The sequence below is a fragment of the Nitratifractor sp. genome, from assembly GCF_015487065.1.
Taxonomy (GTDB): domain Bacteria; phylum Campylobacterota; class Campylobacteria; order Campylobacterales; family Sulfurovaceae; genus Nitratifractor.
Map to the genome: position 1 here is coordinate 1 of NZ_WFQN01000062.1, position 13,693 is coordinate 13,693.

Here is a 13,693-nt window from a genome sequence, read left to right on the forward strand (position 1 = left end):
ATGAAATGGTGTCCGGTGGGGTTCCAGGTCCCGGCGGCCAGGGCCATGGCCATAATCATCGAGACCCACCAGCGTAGGTGACGAACCGTTTTGCCATTCTTGGTCGTTGACTTTTTGATCAGAATGTCAGGAAGCATTGTCGAACCTTTTTTGGAGGCATTATATTCAAAATTGACGAAGAAACAAATCGGGTTATTCCTTTCTGTTATAATGGCCGAAATCGCGATTGAGCCCAGAGATTAAATTAGATGGAGGAAATGCTCATGGCTGAAGGTCTCACCCACAAAGGGGGCAGCTGCCCCGGTGTCTTTTTGACGATCGTCTCGGTCCCTTTTCTTTTTGTCGCGGCTCTGGCGGCGAGCTTTCTGGGGTATCTGCCCTACGATATCGGGCTCAATACGCTGATCACCGTCGCTTTCATCTTCGTTGTCTTTCTCTTCTTCATCCCCCACAACGCCAGCTACGCCGCCTGTCGGATCTCCAAAAACTTCGCCCTCATGGAGGAGGCGTTGCAGGAGGGGCTCAAAAAGAACGCTCTGACCATCATGGGCAAGACCAAATCGACTCTGACGGTCCGGGAGTTTGTCGACGACTACTTCAAGGATGTCCGGGACGACAACTATGCCCGGGTCGCCGCTTCGATCTTCCCGATGCTGGGAATCCTGGGGACCTTCCTGGCCATCGCCCTCTCGATGCCCGATTTCACAGTGCAGAGCAGTGAAAAGCTCGACCGGCAGATCTCCTTGCTTCTGGCGGGGATCGGAACCGCCTTCTACGCCTCGATCTACGGGATTTTCCTTTCGCTGTGGTGGATCTTTTTCGAGCGGCGGGGGCTGGCGAGGATCGAGCGGGAGGTTCTGGCGCTGGAGGCACTCTACAACAGCCGGATCTGGAGCCGGAGCGAACTGGTCAAGCACGAGCATATGGAGAGCGAGCTCAAGGACCAGAAGATCATCCGCACGCTCCAGGAGACCTTCAATCTGGACTTCATCAAGGATATGAACGCCCAGTATATGCGCAACTACCAGAAGATCGTCGAAGATACCAGCCGCAGCTTCGCCCTGCTGGCGGAGAAGATGCAGGAGAGTTCCCGGGATCTGCGCCAGACGCTGGAGCGGCTGGAAGACCGCCGGGAGAGCCTGCGGGCGGAGGAGGCGATGCGCCGGAACATGGAGCGTTTCGTTCAGACCTCCGAGAAGCTGGAAGCGGGGCTGGAGCATTTCGATGAGAGCGTGGAACGGACCCTGGAGAAGGTCGATTTCGAGCTGGCCTCTGCCGTGGAGCGACTTGGACGGATGACGGAGCTGATCGCCCGGGAGCAGGAGCGGATCCGCCGGCAGACACGCCATGCTGCACGGGAGCCTGAGGAGACCGGTCCCGACGGAGAGCGCTGATGTTCCGAAGAGACCGCCGCCCCGAAGAGAGCCAGAACTTCTGGATCTCCTATGCCGACCTGATGGCCGGGCTGCTCTTTGTCTTTATCCTCCTCATCGGGGCCATCGTCTCCAAATCGGTGCTGATGCGGGAGAATCTCCACGAAAAGGAGAAGCGGCTGGAGCAGGCTAGAGTGGAGTTGCAGCACCGGGAAGCCGATCTGAAAAAGAGCCGGGCCAAGCTGGCACAGATGCGGCGCAGTCTGCAGGAGCGAGAAGCGAAGATCGCCTCGGGCAAAGCGCAGATCAAAAGCCAGCAAAACGTCATCGCTCGGCAGAAAGAGCATATCGCCGCCGCCGAGGAGAAGATCCGACTCCAGGCCGAAGAGGTGCGCAAACTCCATCTCCTCCTTCAGGAGCTGAAGCTCCAGCTCGATCGGGAGCGCAGCGGCAACCAAGTGCTGACCGCACAGGTCCGGGAGATCAACAGCTCCCTCGCCGCCAGCCGAAAAGAGTTGGCAACCCTGGATAAAAAACTCCGTGAAAAAGAGAACCTGATCACCCTCAGTTCCAAAGACTTGCGCCTCAAAGAGAAGGAGCTCGAACGCCTCAACCAGCTTCTCCTGGCCCGCAACGCCAAGATCGACGAGCTCAACAAAAAAGTGGTGATCCTCCAGAACCTGGAGCAGGAGAGCAACACGACCCTGGAGCAGAAGCAGAAGAAACTCCAGGAGTATGTCAACAAGGTGATCGTCCTCTCCGGCAAACTTACCCGGGTACAGGATGAACTGAAGCTCAAAGACGAGAACCTGACCCATCTGCTGGAGGCCCTGGACAAACAGAAGACCCGCTACGACAATCTGGTGGCGCGTCTGCAGAAGCAGCGAGCCCAGATCAAATCGTTGACCGGTATTCGTCTCAAAGTCATCGCGGCGCTCAAAGAGACCTTGGGCCACCGGATCGCCATCGACAAAAAGACCGGTGCCCTGCGGCTCTCCTCCAACATTCTCTTCGACAAAGGGAGTGCCGAGCTCAAAGAGGAGGCCAAGGCGGAGCTCAAGGATACCTTTGAGAAGTACATCGCCGCCTTGATGAGCAATCGGGCCATCCGTCCCCATCTGGACCGGATCATCATCGAAGGGCATACCGACAGCGACGGCGGCTATCTCTACAACCTGGAACTCTCCCAGAAACGGGCCCTCGCGGTCATGAAGTATCTGCTGAGCCTCCCCATCTCCCAGAAATACCACCTCAAAAAGTACCTGGTCGCCAGCGGACGGGCCTACATGGACCGGATCATCCGCCACGGCAAAGAGGACAAAGAGGCTTCCCGGCGGATCGAGATCAAATTCACCCTCAAAAACCGGGATGCGATGTATGAGATCGAAAGGATCCTCGATGCGGGAAAGACCCAGCGTCAGCTCTTTTGAACCGATCCGTCTCAGGGAGGCGGTGCGGAAGCTGGAACGGCAGCTGCGGGAGATGGAGGGGCAGGGGCGGATGACCCATCCCACCCCTCCGCCAAAGGTTCATAAAGAACGCCCCGGAATTCTGCGTCGATGGTGGCGCCTCCTTTTCGGGAGCTGAGAAAGAGTGAAGAACTCTTTTCGTTCCCATCCGTCCTCGGTGGGAACGCTTACGAGAGTGATTAACCTTTGATGAATCTTCTACATCGGGATATGCATTCCCACCAGGATGGTGGGAACGAGAGGAAAAACCTAAGAGTTGCGCTTGCGTCATCCTGAACTTAATTCAGGACCCACGGTTTAATGGGTATTCAAAGCCCTGGATTCCGGGTCAAGCCCGGAATGACGGTTGTTTTTCAGAACACTTAATTACTGTTGCAGATGCAGATCCTTTTGCAACCGTTCAAAGGCATGACGGATGTCGGAAGCTTCCGGTGCATGGGTCAGATCGACGTAGTAGCTGTAGAGCAGATCCATTCCCCTATGTAGCTCCATCCGCAGATAGGCACTGGGAAAATCGCTGGTGGCTTTCTTGGGAGCGTTGCCGAAGGAGTGGCAGACGATCTCCTCTTTGGTGGTGAGGATCAGAGTGTAGGGGCATTGAGCCTTGAAGGGGTAGAGTGCGGTGATGGTTTTTCGGGCCGTTGGATCGGGAGGAGAGACCTGTAGAGCCAGACAGGGGATTGGGGTGTGAGTGAGGTTGTGATCGTAGAGGGTGACGAGGGGATGCTCACCGCACCCTGACAGCAGGAGGGCCGTGGCAAGACTCCATACGCCAAATCGGATCCGTTCCAAAGTGCTTCTTTCTCTTCTTGTCCGGTTCACACATCACCCCGTTGAATGGAATTTATAGGATAGAATTATAACTCTTTTCTCTCCGGGGCTCTCTCCGCGCCTTCATTCAGGGGGAGTGTAGTAGAATAGAGTCAAAAATGCAGGAGGGATCCATGCAGCGAATCGTCTATCTCGCGGACCGCTTTCCCGCGGAACAGGATTTGCACTTCCAATTGAGGGATTTTTTCTCACGGACGCGACGACTGCGCAGCCGACTGGAGCAGACCCGCAGTCTCAACCGTCTGCAGCGGATGCGCTGTCGCCGAAATCTGCTGCTGCTTGAGAATTTGGAGCGGGAATTCTACGCTATCGACCATCGGGAGGATTACCGTCATCTCCATCGGGGACTCTGCCGCTACCTCTACCTCGACGGCAGCGATCTGCTGCAGGTACTGGGGAGAGAAGAGATTCAGCGTTTTTCCCTCTTTATCCCTGCCTGAAACGAGAAAGCCCATGACCCTGGAAGAAGTACAGAAAATTATCCAAGAGAAGCCCGGTGTCTTGCTCTATTTTTCCGGTGAGAACTGCAATGTCTGCCACGCGTTGCGTCCCAAGTTTCGGGAAGCCTTTTCGACCCATTTCCCCCTCATCGAGCAGCTCTATCTCGATGCCCACGAGCATCCGGAGATCTCGGCCCATTTTCAGGTCTTTTCGGTCCCCACGATGATCGTCTTCCTGGCCGGCAGAGAGTTCGCCCGTGAGGGGAGGGCGGTCAGCTTGCACGCACTGGTCGAAAAGCTCCAGCGTCCCTACAGCATCATGACCGGTGAATAACTCCCCGACACTCTGACTAATATTAGAAAATATATAAACTGAGGATGCTATGAAAAAAGATTACGGCCTCTCGATCTGGGGGGATGACAACTATATCATTGAAGGGGAGACGATCCATCTCAATTACGGGATGCGCCCCTCCCTGACGGAGATCACCCGCCAGATCCGGGAGCAGGGCTACAAGGGACCGCTGCTGCTGCGTTTCCCCCATCTGATCCGTAAACAGATCGATACCCTCTTTTCCGCCTTTGAGCGGGCCCGCAGGGAGTTCAAATACCAGGGCAGATTCCATGCGGTTTTTCCTCTCAAAGTCAATCAGTATCCCAATTTCGTCGAATCGCTTATCGAAGTCTCCCGCCGCCGCCACTACGGTTTGGAGGCCGGGAGCAAAGCCGAGCTGATCATCGCCATGGCCAAGACCCCGCCGGGGGCCCCTATCACCGTCAACGGTTTCAAAGACAAGGAGATGATCGCTTTGGCCTTCATCGCCGCCAAAAGCGGTCACAACATCACCGTCACCATCGAGGGGATCAATGAGCTCAAGACCATCCTGGAGGTTCACCGGGAGTGCAACGCCGACAGCCCCGATCCCGTCGCCCCCAAAATCGGCATGCGGATCCGCCTTCACAGCTCCGGTATCGGTCTCTGGGCCAAAAGCGGCGGCTACAGCTCCAAATTCGGCCTGACCTCCACGGAGCTGCTGGAGGCCTACGAGATGCTCAGGGAAGCGAAGCTCATCGGCAATCTGGCGATGATCCACTTCCACATCGGCTCCCAGATGGGCGAGATCGGTCCCCTCAAAAAGGCGCTGCGTGAAGCAGGCAATATCTACGCCGAGCTCAAGCGCCGAGGGGCTGATAACCTGCGGGCCATCAATATCGGCGGGGGCCTGGCGGTGGAGTACAGCCAGCACCAGCCCAATGCCAACCGCAACTACTCCATCCGGGAGTTTGCCAATGACGTGGTCTTTGCCATGCAGGAGATCGCCCGGCAGAAGGGGGTCGAAGAGCCCGATATCTTCACCGAATCGGGGCGTTTCATCGCCGCGCCCCACGCGGTGCTCATCGCGCCGGTGCTGGAGCTCTTCAGCCAGGAGTATCACGAACGGAGCCTGCGCCTCAAACCCGAGGGGCAGAACCCGCCCCTGGTTCAGGAACTCTATGATCTCTACCGGGCCCTCAAGCGCACCAACGCCCGGGAGTATCTCCACGACGCCCTGGACCATATGGAGAGCCTGCTGACCCTCTTCGACCTGGGGTATATCGACCTGGAGGATCGTTCCAATGCGGAGATTCTGGTCAATCTGATCGTCAAAAAGGCGATTTTGTTGCTGGACCGGGAGGATACCGACGAGCTCAAACGGCTCCAGAGTCGGATCCAGGAGAAGTATCTGGTCAACTTCTCCATTTTTCAGTCGTTACCCGATTTCTGGGGCCTGGGACAGCACTTTCCCATCATGCCGATCCACCGTCTGGACCAGCGCCCCAGCCGTCCGGCGAGCCTCTGGGATATCACCTGTGACAGCGACGGGGAGATTCCCTTCGATCCGGAGCAGCCGCTGCTGCTTCACGACATCGATGTGGAAGAGGAGGAGTACTTTCTGGGGATCTTCCTCACCGGAGCCTATCAGGAGGTCCTGGGGATGCGGCACAACCTCTTCACCCATCCGACGGAGGCGGTGATCGAATTCGACGAGGAGGGGGAGTGGGAGGTGCGCCATATCATCGAAGCTCAGAATCTGATGGATGTCCTGGAGGACCTTGATTACGATATCGGTCAGATGGACAAGTCCCTCAAAACCCTGATCGAAGATTCGGAACTGATCGATGAGTCAGAGAAACGGGATCTACTGGGCAAACTCTATCTCTACCTGAGCGAAAACAGCTATCTCAAGACGATTCAGTCACGTATAGGAGCCGAATAATGGGAGTCTGGCAACTCATCCGAGAAGATTTCGCCACGGTCAAAAGAAACGACCCGGCCCTGCGAAGCAACTGTGAACTCTTTTTCAACTATCCGGGGGTCTGGGCCCTCTTTTTCTACCGGATCAGCCACGGCCTCTATCGGCGCAATTTTCGACGGCTTGCGCGATTCGTCTCGGCAGTGGGGCAGTTTCTCACGGCGGTGGATATCCACCCGGGCGCGCAGATCGGGCGGCGGGTCTTTATCGATCACGCCACGGGGGTGGTCATCGGTGAGACGGCCATCGTCGGCAATGACGTCCTGATCTATCAGCAGGTGACCCTGGGAGGTGTGAGCCTCTCCCGGGGCAAACGCCACCCGACGGTAGAGGACAATGTGATTATCGGCGCCGGGGCCAAGGTCCTGGGGAATATCACCATCGGTCGTGACAGCAAAATCGGCGCCAACTCGGTAGTGATCCGGGATGTCCCTCCCGGCTGTACCGCCGTAGGGGTTCCGGCCCGGGTTGCCCAGCGGGTCGACGAACGCAAGCCGCTGAGCCACAACGTCATGCCGGACGTCAACAAAGAGGTCTTCGAATATCTTCTCAAGCGGATCGCCGTTTTGGAGCATACGCTCAAGAGCGGGGATCTGGAGACCATGGAAAAGGCCGATCACGAACTCGATGAAGTCTACAAGAACTTCATTGAAGCCATGAAACGCTGATGTCTTTTGTCGGACCGGAGCCCGGAACGCCTCTTTTTGATCTGAAGGAGTTGGAGGAGCTGGAGGAGGGGATCTTCCTGCACCGTCCCAACCGTTTCGTCGCCCTGGCGGAGGTGAAGGGAAAGCAGGTGAGGGTGCATGTGGCCGACACGGGACGTCTGGAAGAGATCCTCACCCCGGAACGGCCGCTGCTCCTTCACCCCAATTCCCCCGGAATGAAAACCGACTATACCCTCGTCGCCGCTCAGATGGAGGAGGGTTGGGTCCTCATCAACACCCGCCTGCACCCGGTCATCGCCCGCCGCGCCATCGAACAGGGGGTCCTGGGCTTCATCCCCCGCACGCTCAAGCAGGAGGTCCCCTTAGGCGCCAGCCGCCTGGACTACCTGGCTGACGATACCTATGTGGAGCTCAAGGGCTGCTCTCTGGTGCGGGAAAATACCTGCCTCTTTCCCAACGCCCCCACCGTCCGCGGCACCCGCCACCTCCGCGAACTCATCGCCGCCCGAGCCGCCGGCCACGGTGCCGCGATCCTCATCATGGCCCTGCGCCCCTGCCGCTGCTTCGCCCCCCATCCCGAGCGTGACCCCGAGTTTCGCCACACCTTTTACGAAGCGTTGGACAATGGTGTGGAGTATCATGGCTTTCACGTGCGCATCGATGAGGCATTGCGGGTGGTCTATGACGGGGAGCTTGGGCTTTGCGGGATATGATGACACTTTGCCATGCCTTGGGGGTTTGAGGGGAAAGTTTGCTAAACTCAAAGAGCGGTACGAGACCTACGAACCGATGCGGGTGGTTTTCCGCGACGGCGGGTTCAAAGATGCAGAGGTCAAAACAAACGATATGCAGATACTCAAGCAGGCTGGGATTGAGGATGTGAAGAGTGTGTAGTGAAAATAGAGAAAGTATTCATTTGATATGAAAAAGAAAATTCTACAAGATCATAGTAAGATTGGGAAAAGACTTGTTCCGCCCTTGAAATCAAGTAATATTCCTCTACGCGAAGGAGATTATACTAAAGAAATACTTCCAGAAATAATTTGGATAGGATTAATACATGAGAAAATTGGTCTAAAGCGCGGAATAGAACTTGTTTATAGATTTGTCAGTTTTGTAAAAGAATCAAGGGGGGAAAAGAATACTTTAATTTTTCCATTGCTAGCAATTTGTATAAATTAACTGATGTTGAAAAGAAAAAAATTATTAAAAAATTAATAGATGGCGGAGTTTATTTAGAAATTAGTGACTTGCTTTCTCCTCTTATTCATTTTTACAAAAGATCCCCCTTTTCCTTCCTAATTAAAGAGATTGATTATTTAAAAGATGAAGAGCATATACTATTAAATAGACTTAAAAAATGTATTGGAAATCATTTTGATAGATTTCAAAGTGCTAGCATCCTTGCTATGGCAAATGTATTTTATGTGGAGGCTCGAGATGGAAAAATACATTATCCGTCACATATTGAACCACCAGATCTGAATGCATTAATTGAAAACCAAGAATCTGAGGAGGCGAATAGGGCAGCAGCTCATATTAGAAATCATCTAAAAACTGAATTCATGATGCTTGAATATACAGGCAATTATGATTCTACTTGGGCAAAATCCTTTTGGAATCAGAGCTATCGGTTGGATAAATGTGAGTTTGATGGGGTAATCTATGACTGATCAGGAATACAGCCAAAAAATAACTGACTTTATGTCATCATATTGTGAAATGGTTCGGGAATCTTTGAATGAAAGATGGGATAAGATACCACTTGAATTGTTTGATTCTGAAGTTTATGAAGTGATTGGAGGCTTGTTGGCAAGACAAGCTACTCTCACTATTCAGTTGGCGGAAAATCCTGGGATTTGGAATGGGCATATTGCGCCTTTAATTCTTAGATCAATGACTGATGCACATATTACATTGGCTTGGATAATGGTAGAGGATTTTAAAACAAGAGCGAAGCAATATATCAACTATGGATTAGGTCAGGAAAAGAAACTTATAGATCATTTAAAAAATGAGTCAGATGAAAATGAGGACTTGGAAGAGCTAATAAGGATTAAAGAGAAGTGGCTAGAAACTCAGAAATATGCGTTTTAAACTGAAGTAGATTTAGGTAGCTGGTCCGGAAAAAACACGAGAAAAATGGCAATCGAATCCAATTGTGATGAAATATATAAGTTTGCATATGAACCATTTAGTGCTGTTTCACATAATATGTGGCAACATATTAGTATATATAATTTGAAAATATGTCAAAATCCTTTGCATAAATATCACAAAGTTCCGACTATTCCAAGATTGCCATTGAGTGAAGATTATGTTTTTAGATCTTCAAAATACTTGAGTAAGTCTTTTGAAGTTTTTGATAAAAAATTCAATCTTTCGTTTGAAAGACCATTACCTATGGACTGGTATCTGGAAAATATTGAACATGTGTATGAAACAGCAGATAAGGAAAGTCGGGATGAAGTTTAAGCAAGGATGTGTAATTTATAACCTTCATTGTGCAATGGAAAAATTGATGAGATTAACATAAATTATTTGGAAATAAAAATAGATGTCCTACATCATCATTTACAGCACCGAAACCGACCAATCCAAACTCGAAGTCATCCTGGATGACGAAACCACATTGTTCAGGCAGAAGCAGACCTCAGAGCTTTACAACAAATCCGAATCCACCATCAGCGAGTATATCAAGAACATTCTTGATGCAGAGGAGCTTCATCTGGAAGCATCTATTCGGAAATTCCGTGCAGTTCAACTCGACAAAACACAAACAGTTACGAAGGTTGCTATAAGATGAACAATTCAAATACTATCATATTTTACACCACTCCCATCCAGGAGATCAGACTCGAAGTCCACTTCCAGGATGAAACTTTATGGCTGACACAAAAGAAAATGGGAGAGCTTTTGGAGTTGGGACCAACACTGTCAACTACCACCTCAAAGAGATATATAAATCCGGTGAACTCGATGAAGAGGCAACTATTCGAAAAATTCGAATAGTTCAGAAAGAGGGCAATAGAGAGGTGGCCCGGTGGCAGACCTTTTACAATCTCGATGCCATCATCTCCGTAGGCTATCGGGTCAATTCCCTCCAGGCAACCCAGTTTCGCATCTGGGCGACGAAAACCCTCAAAGAGTTCATTATCAAAGGTTTCATCCTCGATGACGAGCGGCTCAAAAACGGTACGCATTTTGGCGAGGACTACTTTGACGAGCTTCTGGAGAAGATACGGGAAATCCGCGCCAGCGAACGACGCTTTTACCAAAAGATCACCGACATATACAAAGAGTGCAGCGTCGATATGATCCACAGTCGGAGATTACCCGCAACTTTTTCAAAACGGTCCAGAACAAGCTGGAATTTGCCATTACCGGCATGACGGCTCCGGAGATCATCCACTCCCGGGCGGACAAAAACAAACCCAACATGGGTCTGACGACCTGGAAAAACGCACCGGACGGCAAAATATTGCAAAGCGATGTGACCGTAGCCAAAAACCATATCCTACGGAACAGGCCAAGATCCACTGCGGCAAAGCGCATTTTGAGGCGTTGGAGAGTGAGGTGGGGTTTGTCAAAGCGACAATGCTGAAGGATGTGGAGGATACAATGGGTTGAAGTGAATTTTGTTGTCGAAACTGCCGGAATGTAAACAGATTCTCTGAAATTTATACTAAGCCTAACGAAAATAATAATTTTTGGAAGTTTATAGAAGTGGCTCCGGATGCTGGATTCGAACCAGCGACCAAGTGATTAACAGTCACCTACTCTACCGCTGAGCTAATCCGGAATAGAAGAGACATTCCATCGCTGAAATGTGAGTGGGATTATAATAAAAAACTCCTGCTATGTCAATAGTTTTTCAGGCAGGAATGAAAAATTTCACTCCGTGGTTTTCCCGGATGTCGATTTGGCCTTTGCGCTGAAGGGTTTGGAGGCGCTTTTGACTGGGTTCATCGAAGAGAATCGCCACATCTTCGGCGGTGAGGGGACGCTTGGCGAGGGTGTGGAGGATCTCTTCGTCGGAGTAGGCGGAGGGGGTAATCTCTGTGATGTCCCGTCGGCTGGCGATGTGAACGCTGAGAGCGGGGTCGAAGAGCAGCGAAAGCTCTCGGAGCTTCTCATAGGAGACCGGAGCGACCCGGTAGGCGGGAGGGCGGTCGATGCTTCCCAGATCGATACGGTCGGGACGGAGCCGGCGCAGGTAGGCATTGAGAGCTTCGATCTCGGCGGGCTTGTCGTTGATCCCCTCCACCACGAGGATCTCGACGATCAGGGCGCCGCGGTACTCCTGACGGAAGGCCAGCATTCCTTCTTTGATCGCTTCCAGATCCACGGAGTCGGCGGGGCGGTCGATCCGTCTGAAGCAGCGGGGCGTGGCACAGTCCAGCGAGAGCTTGACCGTATCGAAGCGTTGCAGGATGCGGCGGATCTCGGGGCGGTGAATCGTGGAGGCGTTGCTCAGAATCAGCAGACGGGTTGTGCCCCGGATCGCCTCCAAGCCCTCCACCAGCTCCGCCAGATGGGGATAGAGGGTCGGTTCGCCGTTGGCGGTGACGGTGAGGACGTCGATGTCGGGGTGCTCCTTCAGTCCCGCTTTGACAGCGGAGAGGATCGTCTCGACAGGAAGCGCCTCCGCATAGTGATCCATCGGTTTCGCCGGCTTGAGTTCGCAATAGACACAGTCGAAATTGCACTGTTTACGGCCGGGGCTCAGGTCGATGCCGAGGGATTTGCCGAAGCGGCGGGAGGCGACGGGTCCGAAGATGATGTCATTCACAGGAGACTCCTTGGGTTTATTGGGCGGTGACGATGGAGATCTTTTTGAAGCCCTTGCGTTTCAGGATATCGATGACGGTGACGAATTTCTGAAATTGGCTTTTTTGATCGGCATTGAGAGTGACAAGATCCTTGACGGGATCGAGTTTGCCGAGGTGTGTTTTGAGCTCCTCCAGGGTGACGGGACGCTTCTCGAAAAAGTAGTGCCCCGTCTTGTCGATGGTGATGGAGATGCTTTTGGGTGGGATCTTGGCCTGGCTACCCGATTGGGGCAGATCGACGGGGAGCTCGTTTTTGATGACGAAGGTGGCGGTGGCCAGGACGATGACCAGCAACACCAGGACGATGTCGATGAAGGGAACGACATTGATTTCGGTAAAACGGCGTCGTCTCATCGGTCCCCGTCGCTCTGGTTGAGGATCTCCCAGCGGGTGAGGAGACGATCGACCCGGTCCATCAGGACATTGTAGAAGATCGAGGCGGGGATGGCGACAATGAGACCGGCGGCGGTGGCTTTGAGGGCCAGAGCGAGGTTTTTCATGATCTCCCCGGTGTCGATGGCGGTTTTCTGCTCGCCGATGACATAAAAGGTGAGGATGATGGCGATAACGGTCCCCAGCAGGCCGATATAGGGGGCACTGGAGCCGATGGTGGCCAGGGGTCCCAGATGGCGTCCCAGGTCCAGTTCCAGCATTTTACGGTTGGGATATTGGGCCAGGTCGATCCGGCGGAAGAAAAGGAACCGCTCGATAGCGTAGGCGAACGTAGCGACACTCATGAGGAGTAGGATGCCGATGATGCCGTAATCGACGATATTTTTGAGGGTTTCGACGGGCACGTGGCGTTCCTTTTTTCCGAAATTATATCGTATAATCCGGAGAGTAGCCGATCCCAAGGAGGTTCTGATCCGTCAGCTTTTGTGCCGATTCCACCGCCGTTTTCCCTATCTGCCCATGCAGCCGCTTCTGGAGTATTTTTCGATATTCGGCGGGGTAGAGGAGAAGGTGCATTTTGACTTTTTCGAAGATCTGGAGCAGAGTGTGGAGCGGATCTTTGCCGAAGAGTTCGAAATGAGTTCTCAGTGGGTGGAACCGGCCTATTTGAGCGAGGATCCCTATCGACGTCTGCTGACAGCCGTGGCGAGAGGGGACGGCAAGATGCACGGGGTCTTTCGGCGGGCGCATTTGAGTGAGAGCGTGGGAGGTGCGTTGCTGGACGAGATGGTGCGGCGGGGGGTCCTGCGACTGGAGGAGAGCCGGGAAGCGCCCCTGCGGCCCCAGCCCGGCCGGCCGATCCGCAAAGAGCTTCGCCGTTATCGGATCCAGGGTAGGGTCCGCTTTTGCCATCCTTTCGATCGCTTCTGGTTCGGTTTCGTCGAACCGTTTCGCCGGGAACTGCAGCGGGGAGAGCCCGCATTGTTTATGGAGAACTATCGGCAGCATCGGGAGCGGGCTTTTTCTCTGGTTTTTGAGCAGCTCTCCAACGATTTGCTGGAGCTCCATTTTGCCCGCCGGCAGGATCCGCTGCTGAGTAAGGGGAGCTACTGGGACCGGCACAGCGAATTTGATCTGCTGGCCCACACGCGGAAGGGGCACCTGATCCTGGGGGAGTGTAAATATACCGGCCGTCCGGTGAGTGCGGGGGAGTTGAAAAAACTTCGGGAGAAGGCCGCAACCTCCGGAATCCGGGCCGATTGTTTCGCCCTCTTTTCCCGCAGCGGCTTCTCCCGGGAGCTTGGGCAGCGGCAGGAGAAGGATCTGCTGCTTTTCGAGCTGAAAGATTTTGAGGTGCTTTTGGAGAAGTGAGGAATCACGGGCATTCCCTTCA

16 protein-coding genes, 1 tRNA gene and 2 pseudogenes are annotated in these 13,693 nt (G+C 53.2%); 14 read left to right on the plus strand and 5 right to left on the minus strand.

Features of this window, described 5'->3' with window-relative positions; all coding sequences use genetic code 11:
• Nucleotides 1-263 precede the first annotated feature (263 nt).
• Genes F8I07_RS03235 through F8I07_RS03245 form a run of 3 tightly spaced genes read left to right on the plus strand, consistent with a single transcriptional unit; the run spans nt 264 to nt 2,960 of the window.
• Nucleotides 264-1,394, plus strand: a complete 1,131-nt coding sequence (locus F8I07_RS03235) for a MotA/TolQ/ExbB proton channel family protein (protein WP_292655667.1) — start codon at nt 264-266, stop codon at nt 1,392-1,394.
• Nucleotides 1,394-2,803 (plus strand): OmpA family protein, encoded by a 1,410-nt coding sequence (locus F8I07_RS03240; protein ID WP_292655670.1) that lies wholly within the window; start codon nt 1,394-1,396, stop codon nt 2,801-2,803. Before F8I07_RS03235 ends, F8I07_RS03240 begins: the two co-directional genes overlap by 1 nt.
• Nucleotides 2,772-2,960 carry a hypothetical protein gene (locus F8I07_RS03245; RefSeq protein WP_292655672.1) on the plus strand — a complete coding sequence of 63 codons (189 nt, stop codon included), beginning with the start codon at nt 2,772-2,774 and terminating at the stop codon, nt 2,958-2,960. Before F8I07_RS03240 ends, F8I07_RS03245 begins: the two co-directional genes overlap by 32 nt.
• Before the next feature lie 248 nt (nt 2,961-3,208).
• Here F8I07_RS03245 and F8I07_RS03250 read toward each other — a convergent pair whose 3' ends face one another.
• Nucleotides 3,209-3,634, minus strand: a complete 426-nt coding sequence (locus tag F8I07_RS03250; RefSeq protein ID WP_292655675.1) for a hypothetical protein — start codon at nt 3,632-3,634, stop codon at nt 3,209-3,211.
• A 152-nt stretch (nt 3,635-3,786) separates the two neighbouring features.
• On the opposite strand from F8I07_RS03250, the gene F8I07_RS03255 reads away from it, so the two are divergent.
• The 10 genes and pseudogenes from F8I07_RS03255 to rhuM all read left to right on the plus strand — a co-directional run bounded on the left by F8I07_RS03255 (nt 3,787) and on the right by rhuM (nt 10,679).
• Nucleotides 3,787-4,113, plus strand: a complete 327-nt coding sequence (locus F8I07_RS03255; protein WP_292655677.1) for a hypothetical protein — start codon at nt 3,787-3,789, stop codon at nt 4,111-4,113.
• Nucleotides 4,114-4,126: 13 nt separating this feature from the next.
• A complete protein-coding gene (locus tag F8I07_RS03260; RefSeq protein ID WP_292655680.1) occupies nt 4,127-4,447 on the plus strand; it encodes a co-chaperone YbbN in 321 nt (106 codons plus the stop codon).
• Between the two features lie 49 nt (nt 4,448-4,496).
• Entirely contained in the window at nt 4,497-6,371 is a 1,875-nt protein-coding gene (gene speA, locus F8I07_RS03265) for a biosynthetic arginine decarboxylase (RefSeq protein WP_292655681.1), read from the plus strand.
• Nucleotides 6,371-7,075 (plus strand): serine O-acetyltransferase, encoded by a 705-nt coding sequence (gene cysE / locus F8I07_RS03270; RefSeq protein WP_292655684.1) that lies wholly within the window; start codon nt 6,371-6,373, stop codon nt 7,073-7,075. Before speA ends, cysE begins: the two co-directional genes overlap by 1 nt.
• Nucleotides 7,075-7,788: a DNA/RNA nuclease SfsA gene (sfsA, locus tag F8I07_RS03275; RefSeq protein ID WP_292655687.1), complete on the plus strand. Its 714-nt coding sequence runs from the start codon at nt 7,075-7,077 to the stop codon at nt 7,786-7,788. The genes cysE and sfsA overlap by 1 nt, the downstream gene beginning before the upstream one ends.
• A gap of 208 nt (nt 7,789-7,996) precedes the next feature.
• On the plus strand, nt 7,997-8,257 hold the full coding sequence (locus tag F8I07_RS03280; RefSeq protein WP_292655690.1) for a hypothetical protein: 261 nt from the start codon (nt 7,997-7,999) through the stop codon (nt 8,255-8,257).
• Entirely contained in the window at nt 8,245-8,748 is a 504-nt protein-coding gene (locus F8I07_RS03285; protein ID WP_292655693.1) for a hypothetical protein, read from the plus strand. The genes F8I07_RS03280 and F8I07_RS03285 overlap by 13 nt, the downstream gene beginning before the upstream one ends.
• Before the next feature lie 49 nt (nt 8,749-8,797).
• Nucleotides 8,798-9,550: pseudogene (locus tag F8I07_RS10070) on the plus strand (DUF5677 domain-containing protein).
• Nucleotides 9,551-9,632: 82 nt separating this feature from the next.
• Nucleotides 9,633-9,881, plus strand: a complete 249-nt coding sequence (locus F8I07_RS03300; RefSeq protein WP_292655701.1) for a hypothetical protein — start codon at nt 9,633-9,635, stop codon at nt 9,879-9,881.
• 79 nt (nt 9,882-9,960) lie between these two features.
• Nucleotides 9,961-10,679 (plus strand): annotated as a pseudogene (gene rhuM / locus F8I07_RS03305) (RhuM family protein).
• 123 nt (nt 10,680-10,802) lie between these two features.
• Here the strand turns inward: rhuM and F8I07_RS03310 are convergent.
• From F8I07_RS03310 to exbB, 4 genes are all read right to left on the minus strand, one after another.
• A tRNA-Asn gene (locus F8I07_RS03310) sits at nt 10,803-10,877 on the minus strand.
• A 72-nt stretch (nt 10,878-10,949) separates the two neighbouring features.
• Nucleotides 10,950-11,867 (minus strand): radical SAM protein, encoded by a 918-nt coding sequence (locus F8I07_RS03315; protein ID WP_292655704.1) that lies wholly within the window; start codon nt 11,865-11,867, stop codon nt 10,950-10,952.
• Between the two features lie 16 nt (nt 11,868-11,883).
• Nucleotides 11,884-12,261 carry a biopolymer transporter ExbD gene (locus F8I07_RS03320; protein WP_292655707.1) on the minus strand — a complete coding sequence of 126 codons (378 nt, stop codon included), beginning with the start codon at nt 12,259-12,261 and terminating at the stop codon, nt 11,884-11,886.
• Entirely contained in the window at nt 12,258-12,704 is a 447-nt protein-coding gene (exbB, locus tag F8I07_RS03325) for a TonB-system energizer ExbB (RefSeq protein ID WP_292655710.1), read from the minus strand. The genes F8I07_RS03320 and exbB overlap by 4 nt, the downstream gene beginning before the upstream one ends.
• A gap of 79 nt (nt 12,705-12,783) precedes the next feature.
• On the opposite strand from exbB, the gene F8I07_RS03330 reads away from it, so the two are divergent.
• Nucleotides 12,784-13,671: a DUF234 domain-containing protein gene (locus F8I07_RS03330; protein WP_292655713.1), complete on the plus strand. Its 888-nt coding sequence runs from the start codon at nt 12,784-12,786 to the stop codon at nt 13,669-13,671.
• Nucleotides 13,672-13,693 lie beyond the last annotated feature (22 nt).

What these genes read in the sequence shown, in the direction of transcription:
- F8I07_RS03235 (WP_292655667.1), top strand. Translation starts at nt 264, where the DNA reads ATGGCTGAAGGTCTCACCCACAAAGGGGGCAGCTGCCCCGGTGTCTTT.
- F8I07_RS03280 (WP_292655690.1), top strand. Translation starts at nt 7,997, where the DNA reads ATGAAAAAGAAAATTCTACAAGATCATAGTAAGATTGGGAAAAGACTT.
- speA (WP_292655681.1), top strand. Translation starts at nt 4,497, where the DNA reads ATGAAAAAAGATTACGGCCTCTCGATCTGGGGGGATGACAACTATATC.
- F8I07_RS03300 (WP_292655701.1), top strand. Translation starts at nt 9,633, where the DNA reads ATGTCCTACATCATCATTTACAGCACCGAAACCGACCAATCCAAACTC.
- F8I07_RS03255 (WP_292655677.1), top strand. Translation starts at nt 3,787, where the DNA reads ATGCAGCGAATCGTCTATCTCGCGGACCGCTTTCCCGCGGAACAGGAT.
- F8I07_RS03320 (WP_292655707.1), bottom strand. Translation starts at nt 12,261, where the DNA reads ATGAGACGACGCCGTTTTACCGAAATCAATGTCGTTCCCTTCATCGAC.
- cysE (WP_292655684.1), top strand. Translation starts at nt 6,371, where the DNA reads ATGGGAGTCTGGCAACTCATCCGAGAAGATTTCGCCACGGTCAAAAGA.
- F8I07_RS03240 (WP_292655670.1), top strand. Translation starts at nt 1,394, where the DNA reads ATGTTCCGAAGAGACCGCCGCCCCGAAGAGAGCCAGAACTTCTGGATC.
- F8I07_RS03260 (WP_292655680.1), top strand. Translation starts at nt 4,127, where the DNA reads ATGACCCTGGAAGAAGTACAGAAAATTATCCAAGAGAAGCCCGGTGTC.
- sfsA (WP_292655687.1), top strand. Translation starts at nt 7,075, where the DNA reads ATGTCTTTTGTCGGACCGGAGCCCGGAACGCCTCTTTTTGATCTGAAG.
- F8I07_RS03245 (WP_292655672.1), top strand. Translation starts at nt 2,772, where the DNA reads ATGCGGGAAAGACCCAGCGTCAGCTCTTTTGAACCGATCCGTCTCAGG.